Source organism: Piscinibacter sp. XHJ-5, from assembly GCF_029855045.1.
Classification (GTDB): domain Bacteria; phylum Pseudomonadota; class Gammaproteobacteria; order Burkholderiales; family Burkholderiaceae_C; genus Albitalea.
This window is the reverse complement of record NZ_CP123228.1, coordinates 5182361-5206386: the sequence shown is the minus strand read 5'-3', so window position 1 is coordinate 5206386 and position 24026 is coordinate 5182361. Positions and strand designations below refer to the sequence as shown.

Below are 24026 nucleotides of genomic sequence, written 5' to 3'. Positions count from 1 at the left end.
GGGCTTACGCGGCTGTAGCTCAGTTGGATAGAGTACTTGGCTACGAACCAAGGGGTCGTGGGTTCGAATCCTGCCAGCCGCGCCAATTTCTACTTCTAGATCAACGGCTTAGAGACCTGCGCCTCTAAGCCGTTTGTCTTTCTGCGTGACTCTGCGTGAGTAGGCACCAAGTCATCTTGACCTCGTAGAGCGAAGCTCTCATTGGGGCGGAGGCTCGTCTTGATGATGTGGGTTGCGTGACTTCACCAAGTCATCTTGACCTCAAGACCACTTGGTGTCGCGATGCGAATCGCCTTTGACGATCTCGTTCGCGCGCATGGCAAGGACGCTGGTGATGGCCTCGATCCCTGCTTGTCCGGCTCGAAGGCACTTCATCCTTGCGAACGAATGCGCAAGCCGGTTCGCCAGTGCCGGCGCATCGCATGAAGCAACGCAAGTACATGCCGATGAAGCGCACACCCTCGGGTCGCAACGCTAATTGGCGCCCCAGCGTCTCAACGCTCACCGCACCTGGCCCACTCCCGCTCAGAAGCTGACCCACTCGGTTTCACGCTTCACTGTCGTGCTCGCTTGACCTGCTTCGTGGGGACGCTGCTAGGGCCGCTTTGCGCCGACCAACTGTGCGTCGCCAACTGCAGCCTGACCATCGGTTGGAAAGTTGGAAACGCTCGATCCAGTAGATGGAGCGATCGACCGCTGACCTGACGACAGCGGCACAGTGGCTGCTGGATCGTTCGCCGACAGCTCTCTGAGGCTTAGCGGCTGGTCGCCTTGAAAAACTGGCGGCCTCAAGCCGGCCAGGTGCGGTCATCCGCGAGCGGCCGCTATCCGCCAACGGACGTTCCGGGCAGTCGATACGCTGCGCCCTTCCTCAAGCGCTACCCGAAGGTGCCACGCTGCCCTCCGTCAGCGGCGTTCGAGCAGTGCCTTCTTCGACACACCGTCAACGGGTAGCGAGAGGTGGGCATGCACGATCCTCCATGCCGCCGCCTCTCGGGGCATCTGCAGCGTAGTCCGGTTGATCAACGACCGAAGACGTTGCCCGTCGGGAGCCACGGCCGAGAAGACAAGAAGTCGTGGCCACAAGCCGGGTCGCCATCGGCATGGGACCGCAGCCGGCCGACTTCGACGAGCACCTTATCCGAGCCGAGCGACCCGAACCAGTCTTGCACATCGTTCGCCAGGCGCCGAGAAGCTCGTACTCCCACGCGTCCCAGGCATCGAAGACTGAAGCATCGTTTGCAAACAACTAACCCGTGAAGCGCACGCGCGGGATCCAGTTCGGGGCCCTGCGGGCTAGGCGGCTGGCCTCATCCTCTCCGTCGAAGCGCCCGGGTGTTCGTCGCAGCCGCGCCGGGTCCACGTCCTCGAAGTTGACGTTGACCGGCGTAGGCGGTCCCATCGATCTCGCTCGTGACGACCGCACCGCTCCGCGGGTGCCGCAGACGTCAAAGCGCAGTCTTCGTACCGAAGGTGTAGTGACTGACGCGGGTGGGATGTGCCACCTCGACGGAGAGAGTGCCGGTGGGACATGACGTCCACACGCCTCCATGCTTCTGGCAGAAGGTGCAACCGCAAGCCCGCGCGGGTATCTCCCCGGCCTCGGGCTCCCAGCTGAGCTCGAACCGGATGTTTCCGCCATGGCAGGAGCCGTGGATGAGTGTGGAAGAGACGCTGACGAATGAGGTGCGGTCCAACGCACGGCAGCATACGCGCGTGCTGCCAGCGTTGCCCGCGGTCGCGCTGGACGGTCGAGCACCGCGACGATCCGCCGACCAAGCGCGTGCAGCACCGGAGCGGTACGTTCCGGACGCGCGCGCGAGAATCGGCGGATTCGAGCAACGAGGCCTATTTGACGGTGCCCTCACGCAGGTCCGGCATGACCAGCCGCAGTTCCTTCTCGATCTCATTGGCGATCGCTGCGGAACCTGCCTCGTTCGGATGCATCGTCCCATCGAAATCGCCCTGTTGATCGCAGGAGTCTTCTGCCCATCGGTAGTATTTGACGGCCGTGGAGCAGTACCCGTGCCGGTCGAAAAGCTCGGCCAGGCCGCCGATGCGCCGCCAGTTGGCCGGCTGCCCCAGTTGCCTAAGGGCCGCATTCCGTCGCTCGACGAGGATGCCGATCTCACTGTTGAGCAGATCTCCCATGGTGTTGAAGTAGCCCGCTTCCTGCGCCGTGACGTCGAACACCCCGGTCGTCGCGTCTTCGAACACCTCGCAGCCATGAGCCGGCTGGCCCGATGCGTTGTTGAAGAGGCGGCCCGGGTACTCGGTCATGAGCACGTGGCCGATCTGCAGGCCGTCAAGCGCAGGCGCCAGCTTCGGGTATTCCGCGTCACGCAGCTGCAGCAGCTTCTCCATGAACGAATTCAGTGGTTGCGCTCCACCGAATATGTTGGTCGTCAGTGCGGCGAGGATATCGGCGAAGCCCGCGTCGTTGCCGCCGGCCGAGACGAGGAGCGCATCGATGCGGTGGTCGCCGACGGTCTCTCTCACCTGCCGCAATTGCTCCACGATCCCGTCGACCTTGGCCCCGGACTTGGCGAATGACAGGAAGACTGCATACGGCCAGTCCTTCTGGATCTTCTTGGCCGCCAGGGCAGGGGCCGACTTGAGCGATCGATGATCGCGTGCGTCGTACCAGACGGGCTTCCTCGCCATCTCGGGCTTTCTATCGAACTTGTACATCTGGGACGTATCCGTGAAGCAGTTCTGTCCGTAGAACACCGAGCCGGCCAGCGAGGCGCCTGGCCTGTCGGGGTTCCCTTCGCCTGAGGCGTAGGAGTCGCCCACGGAGACGATCAACGGAACACGTTTCGGAACCTTTACCGGCACCGAGGCCGTCTGAACGACGCTCGTCCCGCTGAAGGCCTCCGCCTTGATGGCGTGCTCCGCAAGGCCCAGCGGATTGGAGGGCAGCGGCACCGAGAACGAGTGTCGACAGTCGGTGACCTTGCGCACCGGAGGCCGATTGCGGTTCTTCGGAATGCAGGTGCCGTCGCCTCGGAACGCTTCGGTGACGACGGTGAACTTCTCGATCTCGATGGACCCTCCGGGGAGCACCGGGTGAGGACCGGTCAGAGCGAGCACGAGCGAGCTGACGCCTTGCGGCAGGGTGCGCACCGACAGCGTCCGCACGTTACACGGCTTGGCCTCGTCGGCGGTTTCCACCTCGACCGACACGGTCTCCCCGAAGCTGCACACGTCGGCGATCATCTTCCGGTGCGTCGGCGCCGTCAGCGTGCTTCGGATGAATGAGGCCTCATACCGATGCGTTTCCGCGTTGTAGCCGGCGCCGATGACGTTGTCCGGCTGCAGCGCAATCTGGATGCCTCCGGTGACAGCAGCCGCTTGCACGGTTCTCGACGTCGACTCGGTGGAAGCCGGTTCGGCCACGTCGCTTCCTCCGCCGCCGCATGCGGCGAGGGCAGCCATGGCGACGACGAGGGGCAACGCCGCGGATCGGCCGATGGAGGTAGGCCAAACCCCGTGGAACACCTTTGCAGTAATCAGTTTCACGATTCCTCTCCTTGAAAAGGCGGTCGCTCCCCGGCGGACCCGAGGGTCTCGCCGGACAGTGCACGCATGGGGTGCCCCCGATGAATCGGGGGACTCGAGCGGCAGGCCATTTGACGGCCGGAGGACGCGATGGCGGTGTCGGCGCGGCGTGACAACCGGGCGCCGGACCCGTGACAGACAGCGGGACAAGTGGCCACGAACCCCGCTACGAAGCCGTCGCCACGGGGCGTAGACTCGTCAGCCGATTGGAGGTCGCTCGTGGTGCCGCCAGCCGCGCGAAGCTTTGGAGAATGGGTCCGCAGCGAGCGTCTTGCGCTCGGGCTGACGCAGCAACAGCTCGGCGAGCGGGTCAGCTGCTCGTCCCACGCCATCCGCAAGATCGAAGCGGGGGAGCGGCAACCTTCCGAAAGGCTGGCCCAGCGGCTGGCGTCGCACCTGCAGCTTGGCAGCGCGGATCGCGGCCGTTTCCTTGCTGCGTCCCGCGGCCATCCCGGGCACCCGGCCCTAGTGCCCGGCACGGTTTCGCCGGCCCGTGGCAGCCACGGGGCGAGCGCGCTGGCGTGGCCGCAGATCCTCCCGCTCGTGGGTCGTGAACCGGAGCTGGCACGCTTGCGCGGATGGCTGGCACAGCTGCGGACGCGCAGCGGCCGCGTGGTGCTGGTGACCGGCGAGCCGGGTGGTGGCAAGAGCCGCATGCTGACCGAGACCGTCGAGCTCGCCGCCCAGCTGGAGCTGCCGGTCGTCAAGACCAAGTGCTTCGAGATCGAGACGGGCGTTCCGTACTGCGCTCTGGTGAAGCTGGTGCAGGCGGCCGCGGACCAGCTGGGCGACGTGCGGCTGGGCGGGCTGCAGGACATCTCACGCGGCGAGCTGTCTGCGATCGCCCCGGCCCTCGCACCTCGCCTGCAGCCGCTGCCGGAGCTATCCAACGCGTTTCCGGAGGCACGGCAGGTCAGGCTGTTCGCCGCCATCGACGAGCTGTTCGATGCCCTCGCGGCTCCACGCGGGCTGGTGGTGGCCGTGGACGACTGTCAATGGCTGGATGGCATGAGCGCGCAAGCGCTGCACAGCATCGCACGCCATGCGGGCGTGTCCGCACTGATGCTGGTTATCGCGTCGCGCGTGGAGAGCCCCAGGACGGAACCGGACTTCGCGCGCTCCCTGTCCGCGCTGAACGAACTGGAGCACGCCGAGCCGATGACGCTCTCCCGCTTGAGTCGCGGCGATGTCGGCGCGCTGCTCGAGGCACTGCTGGGACAGGCCGCCGATCGGGCTACGGTCGAACGGCTTTACGCCGAGAGCGCGGGCAATCCGTTCTTCCTGCGCGAGATGCTGCATGTCGTTCTCGATCCCGAGCCATCCACCTCGCCGTCGACCCTGATGGCGGGCGCGCGGGCAAGCCGCGTGCTGCCTGCCACCCTCCATACGGCGGTGCAACGGCGACTCGGCGGACTGAGCCCCGCGACGCGCGACATGCTGAATGCCGCATCGGTGCTGGGGCGGCGCTTCGATTTCGATCTGCTGCGGGGAGCATCGCAACTCGCCGAGGATGCCGCGCTCGACGCGCTGGACGAGCTGATCCGGCATGGCTGGCTGGTCGAGGACGACGACGGTGTCCACTACGACTTCGCGCACGACAAGCTGCGCGAATCGGTGTACCAGGAGCTGTCCAGGGCACGGCGCAGGTCGCTCCACCGGCGAGTCGCGGAGCACATGACGCATGCCGCCGGCAAGACCAGCGCGCAGGCCGCGGTCGTCGCGGAGCATGCCGAAGCGGCCGGGTCGTGGGCGCTCGCCATGGAGCAGCGCACGATGGCCGGCGATCATGCGCAGAAGCTTCTCGGCCTTCGCACGGCCGAGACCCACTACACCGCTGCGCTCTACCACTGTGCCGCTCATCGTCTTGCCAGCACCCACGCCGTTCGGATCGACCTGCTCGAGCGCCGTGGGGCCGTTCGCGCCTTGTTGTCGGATGTTGACTCCGGCGCTGCAGACCTTCGCGAGGCCATCGCGGAAAGCGAGCGCAACGGCATGGCGGCTGCTCGACAGCGCTTGCTTACGATTCTCGGAATGACCTTCCAGCGGGCAGATCGTTACGCCGAGGGAATCGCCGCGCTCGAGGATTCGCTTTCGTCAGCACGCGCCGCGCAGGATCACGCGGCGGTGGCATTGGCCAATTATTGGCTGGGCGACATCGCATGGACCCTCGAGCGCAACGATGAGGCAGGGCGCTACTTCGAGGAAGTGATGAACGCATGTCGAGCGCACGGCCTGGGCAAGAGCATGCTGGCCAAGGCGTACCATGGCCAAGCGGAAGTCGCGTCGCTGGATGCTCGACCTCTCGTGGCGTTTGAAAACTTCGACATCTCGCTGCGGCTTTCGTGCGAGCTGGGTGACAGGTTCCAGCAGTGCGAAAACCTTTCCATGATGGGTTGGATGCACATGGGACTTCACGGCAGCGGGGAGTACGCGCAGGCGCTCGCCGTATTCGACCGCTGCATGGAAGTCGCGAAGCAGGCCGACTTCGCCTGGTGCGTTCTGCCGTGCGGCCTCGGACGGGCTGTGATCCTGTCGTCTCTGGGACGTTTCGAGCAGGCGCAGGCGTGCTTCGAGGCGGTCGAGTCCGTCGTCCACAAGATCGGGATGCCGCGCTGGGAGGCCGTGGCGGAGATATGCCTGTCGTGGTGCCGGCTCGAAATGGAGATGCCCGAAAGCGCGCTGGAGCACGTGCGCCTCGCGCGCCTGCGGATCGAATCGGCGGGCGTCTCCTTCTTTTCGCAACTCCTTCCGTCCATCGAGACGATGGCACTGGTGCGCCTCGGGCGGGTGGACGAAGCGCCAGATCTGGCCGACGACATCGCCCGCTGGAAACGCACCCGGCTCGGCTACGCGGTGATGGGGGGTGTCCTGGCAAGGATCGAGTGGCTCCATGCGCAAGGGAAAACCGCGGCCGTGCTGGCGACGGCCGCGGAGCTTCAGGCCCTCGGAGTCGAGCGCGGGATTCCCGAGATGGTCGTGCAGGCGAAGTATTGGCAGGCGGTGGCTGCCGCCGCGCAGGGCGACGTCACCGCCGCCCTCCAGAGCGCTCGCAACCTCCTTGCGGCGATGCCATTGCAAAGCCGATTCTCGCTGCGTCTCGCGTTGTCGAGACTCGTCGTGCGCCTGTCCGGTGGGCGTACCGAGGCGGAGGCTGCCGTCCTGCGGGAAATGGAGGTCAGCATGGCGGCGCGCCGCGATGGTGGCTGCGGCACGCCCGCTCGGCAGGGTCATCCCCCGGACCCGGGGGATCGGGAAAGCCAGGGTGCCTGCTAGTTCGCCGGGCCGTCCGCAGCAGTCAGGCGGTCGGATGGTCAGTCGGTCAGGCGCGATTCCATCTCTCGCAGGGTTCGTGCCTCCTGCTCGGTCGTATGTCCCGCGGCGAAGACCAGCCGCAAAAGCGCCAGTCGAATCGAGAAGCGGCTTTCGTGCCGCAGCCCGATCAGGGTTTCGCGCGCAATCGCCACGGCAGCCGAACGGTCGCCGGCGGCGCACGCCGCCTGCGCACGCCAGTATTTTGCGAGTGCGACCGCCTCGGGAAGCTGACGATCGGAGCCGACGTGCTCCAGGTCTGCCAGCGTCGACGGAAAGTCGCTCGTTTGCCCTCGCGCATGGAGCCATTCCATGCGCGCCAGCAGGCCGCTCAGAACGGCGTAGCCGAGCAGGGCGCGCCGGGCGTTCTCGACATCGTCCGCGGGATCACTCGCTTCATAAGCGCGCCCCAGGCGCGACAACGCCGTCGTTTCGATACCGGGCAGGAGATGCGAGAAGAAGGAGACGCCCGCGGCGTCGATGCAGGCCCTCGCGCGGCGCACGTGCTCCAGCGCCTCGGCGTACCTCTCCATCTCCACCCGGCACCACGCCAGCCAGGTCTGCGCCGCCGCCTCCCAACGCGGAATGCCCGCCTCCTGCACCATCGCCAGGACGCCGTCGAAGCCCGCCAGAGCCTCGCGGAAGCGACCGAGGGCCGCCAAGCCCACGGCACGCCCGAGTTCGCACGGGATCACGAACCATGGCATGTCGGCCTGCGTGGCGATTTCAAGGCAGCGGTCGAATTCGGCGAACGCGCTCGCGTAGTCGGCGTCGCCATGCGGTCCCAGGTGCATCCAGCCCATCACCGACAGGTTCTCGCATTGCTGAAACCTGTCGCCCAGCGCGCGTGCAAGCCGAAGCGAGACCTCGAAGTCGCGGAACGCGACAACCGGCCTCGCGTCGAGGGAAGCCACTTCGGCGACGCCGTGATACGCCTTGGCGAGCAGGCCATCGTCGAGATCGTATGCACGCGATGCGCGCATGACTTCGTCGAAGTGCTGCCGAGCCTCATCGTTGCGTTCGAGGGTCCATGCGATATCTCCGAGCCAGTAGCTGGCCAGCGCTGCAGCGGAGTGGTCGTGTGATGCGCGCGCCAGCGCCAGGGCCTTTTGGAGCGCGGTGACACCCTCGGCGTACCGGTCGGCGCGCTGAAACGTCATTCCGAGGATCGTGAGCAGGCGCACTCGCCGGGATACCAGGCCCGCGGGCTCGGTTTCCGAGATGGCCGCACGCAGGTCCGCCGCAGCGGCGTCCACATCGGACATCAGCGCGCGGACGGCGCCACGGCGCTCCAGCAGGTCGACGCGTGCCGGCGCCGGGACGAACCCGGCATGAGCTAGGCAATGCGCAATCGCGGACGTGTAATGGCTTTCCGCCTCGCGCAGGCCCAACACCCGCTCCGCCTGTTCGCCCGCGCGCGTGCGCTGGTCGACGGCGAGCGACCACAAGCCCGCCGCCTCGGCGTGCTCCGCAATCACGGCGGCCTGCCTGCCGTCCGCCATCTCCGGGTCGAGGGCGAGGTGCTCCGCGACGCGGCGGTGGATCGATGTGCGGCGCGCCGCGGACATGTCCTGGTACACCGCCTCGCGCAGCTTGTCGTGCGGGAAGTCGTAGTGGACACCGTCGTCGTCCTCGACCAGCCACCCGAACCGAATCAGCTCGTCCAGGGTGTTGAGTGCCGCGCCTTGCGCGAGCAGCGAGATCGCGGCCAGCAGCTCGAACCGGAATCGGCGGCCGAGCACCGAAGCGGCATCCAGCAAGCTGCGCGCTCCGGGCCCCAGCCCCTGGAGGCGTCGCTGGACTGCCGTTTGAAGGGAGGCGGGCAGGAGGCGCGTAGGCCCCGCTCCGCTGGTCGCGCTTGCCGTGCCGTTCAGCACCAGCGGAAGCATTTCGCGCAGGAAGAACGGATTGCCTTCGGACTCCGCGTAAAGCCGGTCGACCAGCGCCTGCTCGACCGGCTCGTCCAGCATCCGCTCGAGCAGCTCGCGGACCTGCCGAGGATCGAGGCGGCCGAGCGACAGGAGCTCGGTGTGCTCCAGCTCCTTCAACGAGGCGCGGCCATGCGCCGCGTCACCGTCGGTGCTGAAGTCCTCCGTCCGCGAACCGATGAGCAGCAGTCGAGGCGCCGCGGCCGTATGCCGCGCCATGCTGTGCAAGGCCTGCATACTTGCGCCGTCAATCCACTGATAGTCGTCCACAGCGACCACCAGTCCGCGTGAGCCGGCCAGCGCATCGCACAGCTCTTCGATCGCGGCGAAGAGCCTCACCCGCCGCGCTTCGGGAAAGGCGGCGGACAGTTCGGGCAGCGGTTCGAGCCGATGCGCGAGCGTCGGGGCGATCGCGGCGATCTCGGCTCGAGACAGAGGCTGCAGCCCCTGCAGCAGTGCCGATCCCGCCTGGCCAGCCGCGTCTTCGAGCAGCCGGACCAGGGCATAGTAGGGAATCCCAATTTCGATCTCGAAGCACTTCGTGGCGATCGCCGGGAGCTCGAGTCGATTGGCCAGTTCCAGTGCTTCCGCTAACAGCCGGCTCTTGCCGGCGCCGGGTTCCCCCTCAACCAGCGCCACCCGCCCGTGGCGACTGCGCAGCGCGGAAAGCCATTGCCGAATCTGCGTGAGCTGCAGTTCCCGGCCGACAAGGGGCAAGGATCGCGGGATCGCGTGCCTGCTCGCTCCATCCGGCCTGTGGGCGCGCCGCTCGGCGCCGGCATTCTGGGGTCCGCCGGCCCCGCGTCCACGGGCAGCCTGAAGGAACGCCGAGCGCTCGGCGCTGTCGAGCTGCAGGTGCGCCGCGAGGCGCTCGGCCAGGCCTTCCGAGGGCCGCCGCTCGTCGGCCTCGATCTTGCGAATGGCATGACCCGAGCAGCTTGCCAGCGCGCCGAGCCCTTGTTGGGTCAATCCCAGAGCCATGCGCCGGGTACGGACCCATTCCCCGAAGCGGGGCTGTGGCGGGGGGTAAGACACGGACTGCCTCCCTGCGTCTCGGGGGCCACTTTACGCCCCCGGTGGCGCGTGGCAAACAAGGTCGCCGTTCCCCAGATGCCTGTATCGCTTTCTGTCACGCCGGCCCGACGAGGTTGTCACGCCTTGAAGGTGCCGCCAAGACGCCGTCGGGAATCCAATCACCTCGTCGTTGATTCACCCGATCGGACACGCCGACTGGCTCAGCCAGCCGATTCCGGAGACCCCCGTGACCTTCACAAGAGATCTGCCTCGCTTCCGCGCCCTCTTGGCCCGGCTGGAGGCCCACACCAGCGACGGAGAGCGACAGCGTAGCTCAGCGAGCCTCGCCGAATTCCTTCGCAGTGCAATGCCCGACCCGTCCACGGTGAACGCATTCCTCAGCTGCGCGGCGGACGAACGGCAGCGATCGAGCGTGCTCGACCGCCTGGCCGCCGCGCAGGCGAACGTCGAGCGCCTTCTCCACTGCGCGTACGCCGGCAACGCGGTCAGCATCTCTCGAGGTTCGGATGAGCCCGGGCCAAGCGATGGCCGCAGCGCTCCGGAAGCGGTGACGCTGCGCCCGGGAGTCAGGCGAGCTATCGCTGCCGAGCATTCAGCGACGATCGATCGCCGGCGAGCGGACGAGCTCGGCGCGCTGCTGATCGAGGACGTCAGCCAGGTCGTCCACTTGCTTGCCGATCTAGCAGCCCGGCACGGCTGGGCTCCTTCCTCTCACTCGGACCACTCGGTCCCCAGGCGCCACGCAGAGATCCCTTCAAACCCGGACAGTCGGGTCGGTCCGGACGCGACCGAACGACCGCGTCATTGACACAGGAGGCCTGAACAACGGCAGATCCGAAGCCGCTGCAAGCCTTATTCGCCGCCGCCTCACTCATCACAGGAGCTTTGCAATGACCACACCGCTTCCCGCCCACATCGCTGCCCTCGCAACGACCGTTGCATTCGGCATGTCGCTCCCCGCCCAAGCCGAGGACATCGACGGTTCGCATGCCGCTTCACCGCCTCTTTCTCCCATCCTCACCGCCCGCGCGCAGGCCGACTCGAAGCCCGACCAGCCAAGGGCTCAACTTGCAAACGGCCTCCGGAGCAACGGACCAACCCTCAATGGCCTGCCCACGAACGGCATCATGACGAACGGTCTCCGGGCCAATGCCCTCATGGCGAAGGGCAGCCGCGCCGACGGCTCGAAGGGTACCGAGACGCCCCCCCTCCTTCAACGCGAAGCCGCCCCCGCCCCGACCTTCGGCGTCGAAGCGGTCCTGCTTCGAGACGGTCGCTTCGTGATCACGCGCTGAACCGTTTGGGAGACTCCATGACCGCCGGGCTCGGAATCCGCACACTGGTCCGCTTCGCGTTGATCGCCCTGGGCCCCCTGGGTGGCACGCCGATCCGGGCGGCGGACATCGCTTCGCTGCGCGTCGACCAGACGGAATGGGTCCTCCTGTTGTCGGGGACGTCACCGCTTCGATCGGCCGACCTCGTGGGCGCAGAGCTTCGGCTGGAAGGGGGCACGCAACTACGGATCGATAGCGTCCACGTCGTGCGCGAAGAATCGGGGCGCCACTGGTTGGCTCACGAGCTGTCCGTGCGGCTGCCGGACCGGGAATGGACCCCGCTTTGCGAGCGGCACAGCGACGGTACGCGTTACGCCGTCGTGCTGCCGGGACGCGAGACGCAAAGCGGCTCGCTGACCGACGATCCCACTGCGTTCGCCCTGAGCTGCACGAGCGGGGCGCTCGCGAAATGCCTGCGGCTCGGCTACGAGCCGTGGCGCTTGAGCGCGGACGGAAGCAGCATGCGCGCCACATTCAATGCCTGCGTGAGGATGATCCGCGCCGACTACTCGGGAAGCGGACTTCCCTATACGGAAAACGGCCGGCAGATCGATGTCTCGGACGTGCACGGCATCCAGCTACCGGCCGACTCGTCGGACATGCCGTTCGAGGCCGGCTGGGACGAGCACGGGGCGGTGTGCGTGAGCCACGTCCGCGTCGCTGGCAAGGTGACCTTGCAGGAACTCGAAGCGGCCGTACCTCGCCTTCGCGGCCACCTCGGGCCCGTCTGCACCGAGGCTCACGCCGCGGCGCACGGGGCGCTCGTGTTCAATCGGTCGACCGGTGCAGAAGTCGCGCGGCTCCCTCGCCTTCGCCGGCCGCGGGAATAACCCCATGACGGCGGCCGCACCCGCTCCCGCGGAACCGGTTGCTGTTCACTTTGAAAGGATGAAATCATGTCACGCAAGCCCGCGTTTGCAGCAGCCGCCGGTTTCGAGCGGTCCAGGGCGCCCGGCAGGATTCGAATCGGCAAGGGCGCGTGTGCATTGATCCTTGCGATAAGCGCGTCGGCAGTTCAACAGGCTAACGCCAGCGGCACGATCGTGCCTGCGTACTTCCGCTCCACGTCCTCGCCCAACCACTGGTCAACGCTGGCAGCGAGCGCATCGAGAGTTCAGACGACGGCTATCCTCAATCCGAGCAGCGGACCCGGCGCTGCGAAGGACGAAAGCTACGCGGACGCCGTCGAAAAGCTACACCTCTCCGGAGGCAAGATCATCGGCTATGTGGACACCGGTTACGCCACTCGCGACAAGAACGTGGTGCTCAGCGAGATTGCGAAATACAAGAAATGGTATGGAGTGGACGGCGTCTTCCTCGACCAGATGACCGACGACGTCGCCCACGTGACGTACTACGCGGACTTGTACAACTACATCAAGGCAATCTACTCGGGATTCCACGTCGTCGGTAACGCAGGCAAGAATACGGTAGAGCAGTATGCCTCGTTGCCGGCCGTCGATACCATCGTCGTATTCGAGGGCGCCTACAAGTCATTTACTCAATATGTGCCACGAAGCTGGATGCAGAGCTATGGAAGGGAGCGGTTCGCATATCTGGTGTATTCGGCGTCGTCCGCGTCGATGAAGGAAGTCGCGAACCATGCGGTCACTCACAACATCGGTTACGTCTACGCGACCGATGACTCGCCCGACAACCCATGGAACACGCTGCCACCCTACTGGGATCAGGAAGTCACGAAGTTGCGCGAGACCTCCGCGCCGTGCAATCCCTTCGGCTTTCTTGTCAAGCTCAACAACTGGTGCTCCTGGTAGCGAGGCAGTCCCATGTCATCTCCCAACTTCGAGCCTTGCACCGGCGCAGCCGCCAGGATGACGGCGCCCCGCACACGCAGCGACCTGAAGCACCGACTCGCAAGCGCCTCGAGCGCCTGCGTTCCAATTTCCCGGGTACAGATCAAGTTCGGCGACGCGCTGTCATTTCCGCGCGTACACCTGCGCGAAAAGCCACTCGGCCACGACGGCGAACGCAAATTGGAGTGTCAGTGATGGACCACGCGAGCCAGGTATGGATGGCCTTCGCCGTATGGATGGCCGCGGCCCTCATTCCTCTGATCCCTGCGATCGCGATTTACAAGCTCTTTCCCGATACCAAAGTCGCAGTGACTGGTCCGCTGTCCGGGCTCACGCTCCGCGCCGGTGGCGCTTTCGGCGTATACGTGGTCGTCTTCTTGCTGACTTCGGCGCTGCCCTTCCAGGTCATCGAACTGATAGAAGCCAACGTTTCAGCAGCTTGGCACGTGACGTTTCGCCAGATTCACCTGGTAGGCGCGAACGGAAAAACAATCGATGACCCGGCGCTGTTGAGCAGGGTTCAGATCACACTGAAACCCGAGTTCTTCGGTGTGGGCGGCGCGGGAAGCTGGGCGAAGGTTCCGGAGACGGACGGGAAGCTGCCGACCATCGTGCTGACCATCCCCGGCGGCCGGGGATACAAGGAAGTTCACCTGCAGAACGAAGTGCAGAAAGCCGATGTCAGGGTCGACAAGGCTCGTCACGAGATCAGTCTGATGAGTCCGGTTTCCTTGCGCGTCTACGAGGACAAAGCGCCGTATCCCGCCTCCGGTGAAGCCCCCAGTCCGGTGGACGGTGCTCTCTTGCCCCCCGCAGGACAGCAAGAAAGGTGAAGGTCATGAGCTCGAACCTCGCGCTCCATGTCATGGCAGCGGTTCTGGCTGGCCTGGCGGCAAATGTGTCGGCTACGGATTTGAGGGGCCGGATCGATCAACGCAACCCGAACGGCTACATATTCCCCGCTGCCTACGTCGACGTGGTGCTCCTTTCGTGGAACGGGAATTCCTGGCAGCCGAATCAGTCCGCCCGGACCGGACCCGACGGAATGTACTTCTTTACCGGCGTGGCGCCCGGTCGTCACGCGCTGGCAGTAGGCGGCCGCAACTACACGATAACGGTCCTCAATCAGAACTTCCAGGACGTTTCGCCCCTGGTGACGCCATGACGCCACTGGCCAAATTCATCGCGGCAGGCGTGTTCTTCGCGTCGATGAATGGCGCCGCCGCCGACCCCACGTCAGCGCTCTCCTCCCCGACCGCGTCTGGGACGCCGCCAACGCTCAAGCCATGCAACGTCAAGGCAGACGATGCCTTTGTCAAGGCGCGCGCGAACGGATATCGGTTCGAAGCGGAACGCGCACAAGGTGAAGGCGAGTGCATCGTACTTGACGACTACCCCTCCTTTATCGGGCGGGCTGGCAGAAGTGCGCTCGAATGCCGCTTTCGCGGTTTCACAGGGATCGCCCTAAAAAAGGATTGGCAATTGACTGCCGCAACTTTCGATGGGGATTCGTTCATCCTCATTTCGCCCAGCAACGGCGGTCCCCCACAGCATCCCGGCGTGGCGCCGCTCGAACTCGTGCTGCACGTGCCGGAGAACAGTGAGCGCAAAGTGGTGCTCGTCTCCCTCGCAGTGCTGCGTTCGGAATGTAGTCGCTGACAGGAGCCGCCGGATACATCTTGCTGCAGTGAAGCGGCCAGCGCACAGGTAGTCCTCTTCCGCCAAGCGCACTTCCAATGTCCGCAGACGCGCCAGAAACCACTTGGCATAGTCCTCCGCCACGACAGGCTGACGTCGCTCTTCCGGTTCGAAACGCGAGTAGCGCAGCACCAGCGTTTGGGAAAGGTCAGCGTTGCTTCTCCGAAATGCAGCATGTTGAGGTAGCTGCTGTAGTCCGCTTCGTCGGGCTCGACCTGCATCGGGGTGGGTCGCTTCAGTGAGCAGAGATACTGGCAGATCCCCGCCGATTCGGTCATCCGCGTATCGCCGTGAACCAGGAGCGGGATGGTGCCCAACGGGTTCAGCGGGCGCGGCGAGGTGCGGTGCCCAGTGCCTTCACGCCGATGTCCATCGGCGGCGCCTACGACCGCACGATCCGTCCGCTGGCGCAGGAGATGTCGGCACAACTCAAGCAGCCCGTCTTCATCGAGAAAGCCAGGCGCGGGCAACATCATCGGCACACAGGCCGGCGCGACGGCGGCGCCCGACGGCTACACGCTGACGATGACCGGCATGCTGAACACCATCGCGCAAGGCATCTACGAGCGAGTGCCGTTCGACATCGTTGCCGACTTCGCGCATGTCGCCTGCATCGCAGGCGGCGAGCAATGGCTGGTCGTCAACAGCCAGGCCGGTATCGCGAGCTTTGCCGGCCTGATCGAGCAGGCCCGCCGCGAGCCGGGCAAGCTGAACTACGCCACCTCGGGCCAAGGCAGTACCGGTCACCTGGTGATGGAGCTGCTTCAACGAGCTACCGGAACGCAGTTGACGCATGTGCCCTACAAGGGCGGCGCGCCGGCCCTGCAGGACGTGCTGGCGGGCCTGGTGCCGATCACGGTGATTCCCGGGAGCGGCGCCATGCAACACGTGCAGAGCGGCAAGCTGAAGGTGCTGGCGGTGTCGAGCGCCGCGCGCAGCCCCGAGCTGCCCCAGGTGCCCACCTTCGAGGAAATCGGCCACAAGCAGCTCACGGTGATCTCATGGGTCGGCCTGTCGGCGCCGAAAGGCACGCCGCCGGAGATCGTCGACAAGGTGTATGCCGCGGTGCGCGCGAGCATGGCCAGCAAGGACCTGATGGCGAAGCTGGCTGCCGAGGGCCTGACGGCGATGCTGATGTCGCCGTCACAGTACACCCAACTCGTGCGCAGCGACACCGAGCGCTGGGGCCAGCTCACGCGCAGCCTGAACCTGAAGGCGAATTGAGCACCACGAGGCAGGCACAGCATGCCCTTTGTTCGTTCGCACGGATGCGAGATCTACTACGAGCGCCACGGCGCGGGACCGGCGCTGCTGTTTTTGCACGGCGCAGGCTCCAACGCGGCCACCTGGTGGCAGCAACTGCCCGCATTCTCGGCGCAGCACACGTGCCTGACGATGGACATCCGTTGCTTCGGACGTTCCATGGCGCCCACCGACGAGTTCACGCTTGGCCACTTCGTGGCCGACGCGGTGTCACTGCTTGATCACGAGAGGCTGGAACAAGTCGTCGTGATCGGCCAGTCGCTGGGCGGGATGATTGGATTGCAGTTGGCGCTGCGCCATCCGCAGCGGGTTTGCGGCTTCGTGGCCTGCGACAGCTCGCTGGCAGTGGACCATCCGCCGCTGGTGGCCAGCGTCGAGCGGCGCTTCCGTACTGTGTCGGCGCTCGCCATCGAGCAGCGCTCGCTGGGGCGCAAGTTCCTGGATGAGCAGCCTGCGCTCGCGGCGCTGTACGCGCAGATCAATCATTTCAACCCGAGCGCCCATCGCATTGCGCCCGAGGACTGGCATCGCGCGCTCCGGCGCTTGAACGAGCCGCAGTCGCTGACGCGCGTGGGCGACCTCGAAGCGCTGCTGTGCCCCACGCTGTTCGTGGTTGGCGCCGAGGACCCGATCGTCCCGGTGAGCGCGATGCATGACCTTGCGGGCGTTGTGCCGGGCAGCGAGGTGGTTGTGATCGAGCATGCCGCCCACTCGGCCTACTTTGAGCAGCCCGCCGAGTTCAACCGTCACGTGCTTCACTTCCTGCAGCGCCGCGTTGCAGGCCTCACAGGTCTCGATCCACCACGTACCGAATGAAGCATTCGGGTCGAATTGCCGTGCTGTCCGTGGCCGCCTTGGCGGTTGCTTGCGCGACGTCGCGGCATCCGTCGATGCCGACCGGTGCGGCGGCCGGCGACCGCCGCGGCGGCAGCATCCCGCGGCGGCGGCGCTGTGCGCCGCAGGCAACCCGCTGGTGTGGAAGACCTACTCGGGCATCGTCAACGCCGCGTTCGACGACGAACTCGCCTTCGTCCGCCGCGCGCTGAACGCTCAGACGAACGAAAGCAACTGCGGCACGCTGACCGCACCCGCTGCGCCCGAGCCGGCCACTGCCGGGATCCGGTTCAACGATTGACCGCCAGGGGCGATTCATGGCCACGGTCTCGATCATCGCTGCAGCGACCTGCATTCCGCTGCGGCTGCCGTTCAACCACTGGGCCGATCCCCCGCTGTGCGTTGGCAAGCCGCGCACGACGCTGGACAGCGTGCTGGTTCGTGTGGCGCTCGGCAACGGCCTGGTTGGCTGGGGCCAAGCGTACGGCGGCGAAATCACCGCAGTGAGCGCGCTGATGCAAAGCCGCATCGCGCCTTTGGCTTGCGGCGAGGACGCCTCGGATCCGACCCTCAGCGCGCGGCTGGAGCGCACGTTGCACAACCCCGGACGTTCAGGTTCCGTGCTGCATGCGTTGAGCGGGCTCGACATCGCGCTGTGGGACTTGCGCGGCAAGCTCGAGCGCAGCCACTGTTCGATCTCCTCGCTGGCGTGGTCGGCGCGAAGAATGGCTCCAACTCCAATCGACTGCGCGAGATCGCAGCGGCGGCCGGGGTGCCTAGCCATGCTGCCTGGGCCGCAGGAGATCATCAGCTTCCGCATGCCGGCCGCGCTCGCTGCGACGACCGGCGATGAACCACGTACCGCTTGACCCGGGTGACCGCTCGGCAGCAGGCAAAGGGGACCTGCCTGCGACTCCAGCGCGGTCGATCGAGCCGTCACTGACCGCCGGAGATCGACCGCGCGTAGAACGCGCGGAGGTCTGCCTTCTGCGCCGCACGCGCCGCATCGTCGAAGTAGGTCATGTGGCCGCCATCGTAGTCCCGCAGCACCAGGCCCGGCGCGTTGTTCAGGCGCTTCAGGTCCCGCTCGGTCTGGTGGTACGGCGTCGCAAGGTCGTGGCGACCGGACATGCTCAAGATGCCGAGCGAAGGATTGAGCGCGAGCACCGCAGCCAGGTCCGGCACCACGTCGGGCAGCATGCGGCCGTTGTGGCGCGGGTCGAAGACGCCGATGTCGGGGTTGGCCATCACGTAGTCCGAGCGTGCTGTATAGCGAAGCTGGTCGCGTAGCGTGCTGCGGATTGCGGCGTCGAAGGATGGCACGACGAAGGTGAGCGACGGATCGCCGTCACGGGCCAGCGGGCTGTCCGCGGGCACCGAGATGCGGGCATCGTACCGGCCGAGCAGCACTCCGGCCGCGTACTGCGTGCGGAACGTCGTCGGGTCGAGATTGAAGCTGCCGTTCCACAGGTCTGCGGCGGCGCCGGTGCGTGCCGCAAGCGCCGCGACGAGCGCGGCGTCGGGCTGCTCCTGCCCGCCGAGGTAGGCCAACACCGCCGGCTCGTAGGTCGTGTCCGCGAAGGCCTGCACCTCATCGATGAACGCGTCCGGGTCCGCCGGCGTGGGCACCAGCCGACCGTAGTGGCTCGCGACAGCAGCGTAGCTGGGCAGGTAGCCGCTACAGCTGGCGTGCCGAGCGCCCAGGAATCCGCAATCGACGTTGAAATCGAGGATTGCCGACTGCAGCACCACGCCGGCCAGGCGCACGCCTGCCTTCTCGAGCGCCAGCGCGAGCACGGCGGAGCGCGCGGCACCGTAGGATTCACCGAACAGGAACTTCGGCGAGGCTTCGCGGCGGTTCACCTCGAGGTAACGCCGCACGAAGTCGCGGAACACCGCGGCGTCACTGTTGACGCCCCAGAAGCTGCGATTGGTGTGAGGCGCGATCGCCTGGGAGTACCCGGTGCCTACGGCATCGACGAACACCAGGTCGGTGACATCGAGCAGGCTCTCGGCGTTGTCCACCAGCGGGAACAGTGACGAAGTGTCGGTGCCTGGCGGCTTCACGGCGAGCCGCTTCGGCCCGAACGAGCCAAGGTGCAGCCACGCCGACGCTGATCCGGGGCCGCCGTTGTAGATGAAGGTCACCGGGCGCTCGGGTGCTTTCGGGCCGTCCGCAGTGTAGGCTGCGTAGAACATGCTGGCTCGCGCCTCCCCGCTCGCGGCGTCGCGCGCGCTCAGGTGCCCAGTGGTTGCCGTGTAGAGGATCGTGCGGCCTTCGAGCTTCAGTGCGGCATGGGTCACAGCCGTGTGCTCATTGGCCGAAGACAGTGACGCATCCGGAGCGGCCGAGTAGACCGTCGCATCGTCAAAAGGCTGATCGGGTGGCGGAGCGGTGGTGCCGCCGCCGCATGCCGCGAGTGCGGCGATCAGCAAGCCGGCAATCACAGCACGCACCGGCGTGCGATCGATCGGCCCGGTCGATGGCGCGCCGCTTGCGCGCGACGTGCCGTGAAGTGCGGTCTTGCTCATTTCCTGCGTCCTCAAGCTGCGTGAATGGACCGGCACTGTGCCTGCGCGCACGTGCACGTTCTTGCAGGATTGCGACCAAAGCCGCGCCACCTCGGCCATGCGATTGACAGTGAAGCTGCCACTATGGCAGCATTACTGCCATGAAAACCTTGTCGACGGCCAAGACGGAGTTGGTGCGGGAGCGCGTGGTGGCGGGGGCCGTCGCGGCGTTGAAAGCCGGGGAGGTGCTCACCTTCGGCGGTGTGGCGCGGCACTCGGGCGTACCTGAACGGACGATCTACCGGCACTTCGAGACCCGTGAACAGCTGTTCGCCGGCGTCGTGACGTGGCTCAACCGGCCCTTCGACCGTCGAACATGGCCGCAAACGGCAGAGCAGGCGCGTGAGTTCGTCGCGCGCGCGTTCGCGATGTTCAACTCCAACGAGTCCGTCGTCCGCGGCCTGCTGATCGACCCGGACAGCCGTAACGCGCGCTTTGCCGACAAGGCCGAACGACAGCGGGCCATCATCGCGCTGGTGAGACACGAATGTCCCGGCATCAGGCCGGCGGCGGCACGCCGGGTGGGCGCCGTCGTGCAACTGCTCATGAGCACGGCCGCCTGGCAGGGTTTCGCCGACTACTGGGCCATGGACGGCGTCGACGGCGCTGCAGCGGCCGCTGACGCCATCGACGCCGTCTTGGCCGGTGCCCGTGCCAGCACATCGCGGCAGACCGGCAGGCGCAGCACACGCGCCGCGGGGGCGCAAAGGAAGGAGTGAAGATGGCTGACGCAATCCTGGTGCCCGGCCGCGCGAAGGTCGACGGCGGCTCCGCCAGCCCGGTCTTTGCGACACGGGAGCTGACCGTTCACGGCTCGCTGGCGCCGTGGGTGAAGGGCCTGGTGGGCGTGGAGATCGCCGGCCGCGGTCCGATCCCGCTGGCCATTGCGCCGCACGATTCCTGGATGCTCACGGTCCAGACGGGCCGCGGAGCCGATGGCGCCGAACACAAGCGGGCGCTCGGCTGTAACACTGCGCTGACCGGTGTGCGCCAGTGGACCGGCTCGTTCCAAGGTGCCGGCGAATGCGTGACGCTGTTCGCGCTGCTCACCCCGCTCGGACTGGTGGAACTGCTCGACAGCCGTCGCCTGGACACCGCGCCGCGGATTCGCGCCACGGTGCATGAATTGCTCGACGAGCATTTCACGACGGCGCTGGAGTCGGCCGTCGCCTCAGCGTCTGACCTTGACGGCAAGCTGCGGGCCTTTGCGCGGGCGCTGGAAAGCCGCGGCACTGCGGCGCGCCGCCAGAGCCGCGCCGCGGTTCGCGCTGCGCGCGCTGCGATGGTCATGACTACCAGCACGCGGTACCCCGTGGAAGCCGCAGCCAGCGCTGTCCATACGTCACGTCGCCAGCTCGAGCGCGATTTCGCGCGCTGGCTCGGCACGTCGCCACGGCACTGGTCGCAAGTCGCTCGGGTGCAGGCGGTGCCCCGCCGCGCAGCCGCGGGCGAGCGTCTTGCCGATATCGCCGCCCATCTCGGCTTTGCCGACCAATCGCACATGAACAACAGCGTCAAGCAACTCACCGGGCTCACGCCCATGCAGTACCTGCGCGCCGGTGTCAACCCGCTCGGTGCCGCGTTCAGGCGCGTGACGCGAGGCGGTGTTGTGTACCTTTGAGTCCGGACGCACGAGCTGGACCGTCGCGGCCCTCGCAGAAGATCGGCTGGAACCCGAGTGTGCTTTTGCACTCGGCGAATCGATCGAGGTCGCGCTCATCCCCGCAACATCACAAATGCCGATGCGCTTCGCGCGGTCCGTCGAAGTGACCCGTGCTCGAGGGTGCGGTTGCTACGGGAGACGCAGCAACATCGATGCATGCTGCCGGACGTTCGCGTCCCAGGCGCGCTGGCGGCGTTCGAGGTCGACGTGATCGGTCGCGCAAGAAGGGTAGCGGCTGCGCGGATCGAACCACAACGTGCCGATCCAGCGACCCAGCCCCGCGGCCATGCTTCGCGCGGTCGATGCCGCGATCGGCACCTGGGTGACGAACAGCAGCGGCGACAGGCCGGTCGAGCCGGCCGGAGGCGGCGGCGCCGGCTCGGGTGAGGGCGGCGCAGGTTGATGCGGCGACGGTGCGCCGGGGCCGGCATCGCCGCCGTCCTCGCCGCCGCCGCCACCCGTCATCAGCAGGCTGGCAAAACGAGAGAGCAAGGCGTGTCGCGGTGTCGAAGTCATCGCGGCTCCATGAATGGCTAACTCGCGTTGGCAAGCTCCTTGCCTTGCACCGGCAGGCGTGGGATTTAACTGATGCGACAGCGGATGTCCCGCTTCTCGACACGCGTCGCGCGGCTTCAAGACAGCCGATGCCGATGCCACCCACGATGCGGACCCGCCACTTCCGGTCCCTCATGCCGACGACGTTGCGACCCCGCACCGCCAGACACCTGCTGCGTACGCCGCGCCTGGAGCTCGTCGCGCTGCCCCGGCCGAACTGCCACGCGCTGCTGGCCGAGCGCTACGCTTTCGTGGCCTTGTCGCAGCACGAAATCGACGGCATCGGCAACCTGTGGCGAATGCCGCCATGCGACCACGCGCTCGAGCTGCGCTTGCGACATCGTGCCCGCCGCGCGCGATCGTGGCTTCGCGACCGAAGCGATGACGGCCCTGGTCGAGCTGTCCTTCGCCCGCGGCTGGCAGCGCGTGGTCGCCTGCACTGATGGCGGCCACGGTCCCGCGGCGCGCGTCGCGCAAAAGGCGGGCCTTCGTATCGTCGCTGTCGACGAGACGGCGCATGGGCTCGGCTGGACGTGGATGCTCGTCAATCCGTCGTGGCCGCGGACGTGAAGCAGGCGGGCCCCGATCCGACGAATCGTGTCGGCGTTCATGTCGCAGCTGTGCAAGACGCACTCCCGTTGCGCTCGCGAAACTTCGCCCCCTTCGCAACCACCAGCACCAAGCTGTTCATGACACACCATCACTTCTTACGTTCCTGCATCGCCATCGCCGCGGCCACGCTGATCGCCGCCTGCGGCGGCGGAGGCGACGATGTCGCAACGCCCACCTACGAGGGCGTTCGCCAGACCAACCTGGTCGCGAACAAGGCCAGCTACCAGGCACAGATTGTCGAGCCCGCGCTGATCAACGCGTGGGGCATCGCGATCCGGCCGGCCGGCCTTGGCGGTCATTTCTGGATCGGCGCCAGCAGCGGCCAGTCGATCGAATACGTGGGCGACGTCGGCGGACAGCCGCTGTTCCAGGACGCGCTGACGACGGTGGCCACGCAAGGACCGACCACCGGCATCGCATTCAACCCGGGCACGAACTTCCGCATCACCCAGTCGCACCCGAACGGCACTATCGAAGCGCCAGCGAAGTTCGTGTTCGCCAATGCGAGCGGCACGCTCACGGCGTGGACCGAGCGTGCGCGTGTCGGCGGCGGATTCGACCACCCGCTGGATTCGGTGCTGGTGGTCGACGGCACCGGGCGCGACGCAGCGTTCCTGGGCGTGGCGGTGTCGCCGTCCGGCCAGCGCCTGTTCGCCGCCGACTTCGGCGCGCAGCCTGGCGTGCGCATCTACGACGGCCAGTTCGCCGAGACCGGCATGCTGCCCGACCCGTTCGTGCCGACCAGCGGGCCGGCGCCTGGCGGCTTCGCGCCGTTCAACGTGCAGACCGTCGGCCAGAGCGTGTTCGTGATGTACGGCCGCCATGTGCCGCCGGGCGGGGCGCAGCCTGCGGAAGGCCGGCTCGCGGAGTTCGACGACGAGGGCCGGCTGCTGCATGTCTGGCAGGACGGCGGCAAGCTGAACTATCCGTGGGGCATCGCGATGGCGCCGACCGAGTTCGGCCAGTACGGCGGCTGCCTGCTGATCGGCAACTTCGGCGACGGTACCATCGTGGCCTTCGACCCGCGCACCCGCAAGGCGGTCGACCACGTGCGCGACGCGCAGGGCCGCCCGCTGGTGATCGACGGCCTGTGGGGCCTTCAGTTCGGCAACGGCGCGAGCCTCGGCGAGGCGAACGACCTGTACTTCGCGGCGGGCCCGAACCGCGAAGCCGACGGCCTGTTCGGCAAGCTGGAGGCGATCACGCCGGCTGCCGGCACCACGCCGGCGAAGCCGCTCTGCCGCTGAGAGGGCAGGCACGCAAGATGGAAATCACCACCTGGTTGCGGCAGGGGATCCTGTTCGCTCACGCGCTGGCATTCGGCGTGGCCATCGCCGCGGTGCTGCGTGAAGACGCGGCGCTGCTGCGCCACCGCGCGATCGATGCAAAGCGCCTGGCCCGCACGGGCCGCACATTGGCGGCCGCGCTGATGGTGCTGTGGCTGAGCGGCCTGACCCTCATCGCGCTGGACGTCGGCGGCGACTTCGCGGCGGTCGCCGACCGGCCCAAGCTCGTCGCCAAACTCGCCGTGGTCTCGGCGCTGACGCTCAACGGCCTGTTGCTGCACCGGGTGGCCTTTCCGATGCTTGGCCGGGTGCATGCGTTGCGTGCGTCGCACCTGCTGCTGTGCACGGCGCTGGGGGCGTTCAGCACGATCAGCTGGCTCTATGCCGCGTTCATCGGCCTGTCGCGCGTCGTCGCGGAATCGATGAGCCTTGCCGACTTCATGTCGCTCTACGGCTTGCTGCTGCTGGCCGCGGGCGCGGTCGTGCCCGTGCTCGCGACATCGATGCGCAGTGCGTCGCGGCCTGCCGCGCGCCTTCGAGACCATCCGCACGCCGGATGACAT

The 24026-nt window shown here is 66.8% G+C and carries 21 protein-coding genes, 1 tRNA gene and 1 pseudogene; 18 read left to right on the top strand and 5 right to left on the bottom strand.

The annotated features are described in order from the left end of the window. Positions 1-8: 8 nt before the first annotated feature. A tRNA-Arg gene (locus P7V53_RS24580) sits at positions 9-85 on the top strand. Positions 86-1848: 1763 nt separating this feature from the next. Here the strand turns inward: P7V53_RS24580 and P7V53_RS24575 are convergent. Then, positions 1849-3522 carry a hypothetical protein gene (locus tag P7V53_RS24575; protein WP_280152120.1) on the bottom strand — a complete coding sequence of 558 codons (1674 nt, stop codon included), beginning with the start codon at positions 3520-3522 and terminating at the stop codon, positions 1849-1851. 258 nt (positions 3523-3780) lie between these two features. Between P7V53_RS24575 and P7V53_RS24570 the strand changes: the two genes are divergently transcribed. Next, on the top strand, positions 3781-6834 hold the full coding sequence (locus P7V53_RS24570) for an AAA family ATPase (RefSeq protein ID WP_280152119.1): 3054 nt from the start codon (positions 3781-3783) through the stop codon (positions 6832-6834). A gap of 38 nt (positions 6835-6872) precedes the next feature. Here the strand turns inward: P7V53_RS24570 and P7V53_RS24565 are convergent, their stop codons facing one another. Further along, on the bottom strand, positions 6873-9833 hold the full coding sequence (locus tag P7V53_RS24565; protein ID WP_280152118.1) for an AAA family ATPase: 2961 nt from the start codon (positions 9831-9833) through the stop codon (positions 6873-6875). Between the two features lie 169 nt (positions 9834-10002). Here P7V53_RS24565 and P7V53_RS24560 point away from each other — a divergent pair, with 169 nt between their 5' ends. The 7 genes from P7V53_RS24560 (at position 10003) to P7V53_RS24530 (ending at position 14640) form a co-directional block, all read left to right on the top strand. Continuing rightward, positions 10003-10641, top strand: coding sequence for a hypothetical protein (locus tag P7V53_RS24560; protein ID WP_280152117.1), 639 nt, complete (start codon positions 10003-10005; stop codon positions 10639-10641). A gap of 82 nt (positions 10642-10723) precedes the next feature. After that, the gene (locus P7V53_RS24555) at positions 10724-11128 is read left to right on the top strand and encodes a hypothetical protein (RefSeq protein WP_280152116.1); all 405 of its coding nucleotides are present in this window, start codon (positions 10724-10726) and stop codon (positions 11126-11128) included. Between the two features lie 17 nt (positions 11129-11145). Further along, complete coding sequence (locus P7V53_RS24550; protein ID WP_280152115.1) at positions 11146-11997, top strand: ADYC domain-containing protein; 852 nt, start codon at positions 11146-11148, stop codon at positions 11995-11997. A 66-nt stretch (positions 11998-12063) separates the two neighbouring features. Next, positions 12064-12942 carry a spherulation-specific family 4 protein gene (locus tag P7V53_RS24545; RefSeq protein WP_280152114.1) on the top strand — a complete coding sequence of 293 codons (879 nt, stop codon included), beginning with the start codon at positions 12064-12066 and terminating at the stop codon, positions 12940-12942. A 233-nt stretch (positions 12943-13175) separates the two neighbouring features. Further along, on the top strand, positions 13176-13814 hold the full coding sequence (locus P7V53_RS24540; RefSeq protein WP_280152113.1) for a hypothetical protein: 639 nt from the start codon (positions 13176-13178) through the stop codon (positions 13812-13814). A gap of 5 nt (positions 13815-13819) precedes the next feature. Continuing rightward, positions 13820-14146, top strand: coding sequence for a hypothetical protein (locus tag P7V53_RS24535; protein WP_280152112.1), 327 nt, complete (start codon positions 13820-13822; stop codon positions 14144-14146). Next, positions 14143-14640, top strand: a complete 498-nt coding sequence (locus tag P7V53_RS24530) for a hypothetical protein (RefSeq protein ID WP_280156664.1) — start codon at positions 14143-14145, stop codon at positions 14638-14640. The genes P7V53_RS24535 and P7V53_RS24530 overlap by 4 nt, the downstream gene beginning before the upstream one ends. Before the next feature lie 21 nt (positions 14641-14661). Here P7V53_RS24530 and P7V53_RS24525 read toward each other — a convergent pair. After that, positions 14662-15005 (bottom strand): annotated as a pseudogene (locus P7V53_RS24525) (glutathione S-transferase family protein); the annotation flags it as partial. Between P7V53_RS24525 and P7V53_RS24520 the strand changes: the two are divergent. From P7V53_RS24520 to P7V53_RS24505, 4 genes are read left to right on the top strand one after another with little or no spacing between them, the layout of a single operon-like run. Then, on the top strand, positions 14986-15903 hold the full coding sequence (locus P7V53_RS24520) for a tripartite tricarboxylate transporter substrate-binding protein (protein WP_280152111.1): 918 nt from the start codon (positions 14986-14988) through the stop codon (positions 15901-15903). The pseudogene P7V53_RS24525 and the gene P7V53_RS24520 sit on opposite strands and share 20 nt — an antisense overlap. Before the next feature lie 21 nt (positions 15904-15924). Continuing rightward, complete coding sequence (locus P7V53_RS24515; protein ID WP_280152110.1) at positions 15925-16758, top strand: alpha/beta hydrolase; 834 nt, start codon at positions 15925-15927, stop codon at positions 16756-16758. A 49-nt stretch (positions 16759-16807) separates the two neighbouring features. Continuing rightward, the gene (locus P7V53_RS24510; protein WP_280152109.1) at positions 16808-17077 is read left to right on the top strand and encodes a hypothetical protein; all 270 of its coding nucleotides are present in this window, start codon (positions 16808-16810) and stop codon (positions 17075-17077) included. A gap of 16 nt (positions 17078-17093) precedes the next feature. After that, positions 17094-17645, top strand: coding sequence for a hypothetical protein (locus P7V53_RS24505; protein ID WP_280152108.1), 552 nt, complete (start codon positions 17094-17096; stop codon positions 17643-17645). Positions 17646-17712: 67 nt separating this feature from the next. Here the strand turns inward: P7V53_RS24505 and P7V53_RS24500 are convergent, their stop codons facing one another. Further along, entirely contained in the window at positions 17713-19308 is a 1596-nt protein-coding gene (locus tag P7V53_RS24500) for a peptidase S10 (RefSeq protein ID WP_280152107.1), read from the bottom strand. A 140-nt stretch (positions 19309-19448) separates the two neighbouring features. Between P7V53_RS24500 and P7V53_RS24495 the strand changes: the two genes are divergently transcribed. Both P7V53_RS24495 and P7V53_RS24490 read left to right on the top strand, forming a co-directional pair. Next, positions 19449-20066: a TetR/AcrR family transcriptional regulator gene (locus P7V53_RS24495; protein ID WP_280152106.1), complete on the top strand. Its 618-nt coding sequence runs from the start codon at positions 19449-19451 to the stop codon at positions 20064-20066. 2 nt (positions 20067-20068) lie between these two features. Further along, positions 20069-20968 (top strand): helix-turn-helix domain-containing protein, encoded by a 900-nt coding sequence (locus tag P7V53_RS24490; protein ID WP_280152105.1) that lies wholly within the window; start codon positions 20069-20071, stop codon positions 20966-20968. Between the two features lie 171 nt (positions 20969-21139). Here P7V53_RS24490 and P7V53_RS24485 read toward each other — a convergent pair whose 3' ends face one another. Beyond that, complete coding sequence (locus P7V53_RS24485) at positions 21140-21526, bottom strand: hypothetical protein (protein WP_280152104.1); 387 nt, start codon at positions 21524-21526, stop codon at positions 21140-21142. Positions 21527-21907: 381 nt separating this feature from the next. On the opposite strand from P7V53_RS24485, the gene P7V53_RS24480 reads away from it, so the two are divergent. From P7V53_RS24480 to P7V53_RS24470, 3 genes are all read left to right on the top strand, one after another. Next, complete coding sequence (locus P7V53_RS24480) at positions 21908-22135, top strand: GNAT family protein (RefSeq protein WP_280152103.1); 228 nt, start codon at positions 21908-21910, stop codon at positions 22133-22135. A 119-nt stretch (positions 22136-22254) separates the two neighbouring features. Further along, positions 22255-23424 (top strand): TIGR03118 family protein, encoded by a 1170-nt coding sequence (locus tag P7V53_RS24475; RefSeq protein WP_280152102.1) that lies wholly within the window; start codon positions 22255-22257, stop codon positions 23422-23424. A 17-nt stretch (positions 23425-23441) separates the two neighbouring features. Then, the gene (locus P7V53_RS24470; protein WP_280152101.1) at positions 23442-24023 is read left to right on the top strand and encodes a hypothetical protein; all 582 of its coding nucleotides are present in this window, start codon (positions 23442-23444) and stop codon (positions 24021-24023) included. Positions 24024-24026: the final 3 nt, after the last annotated feature.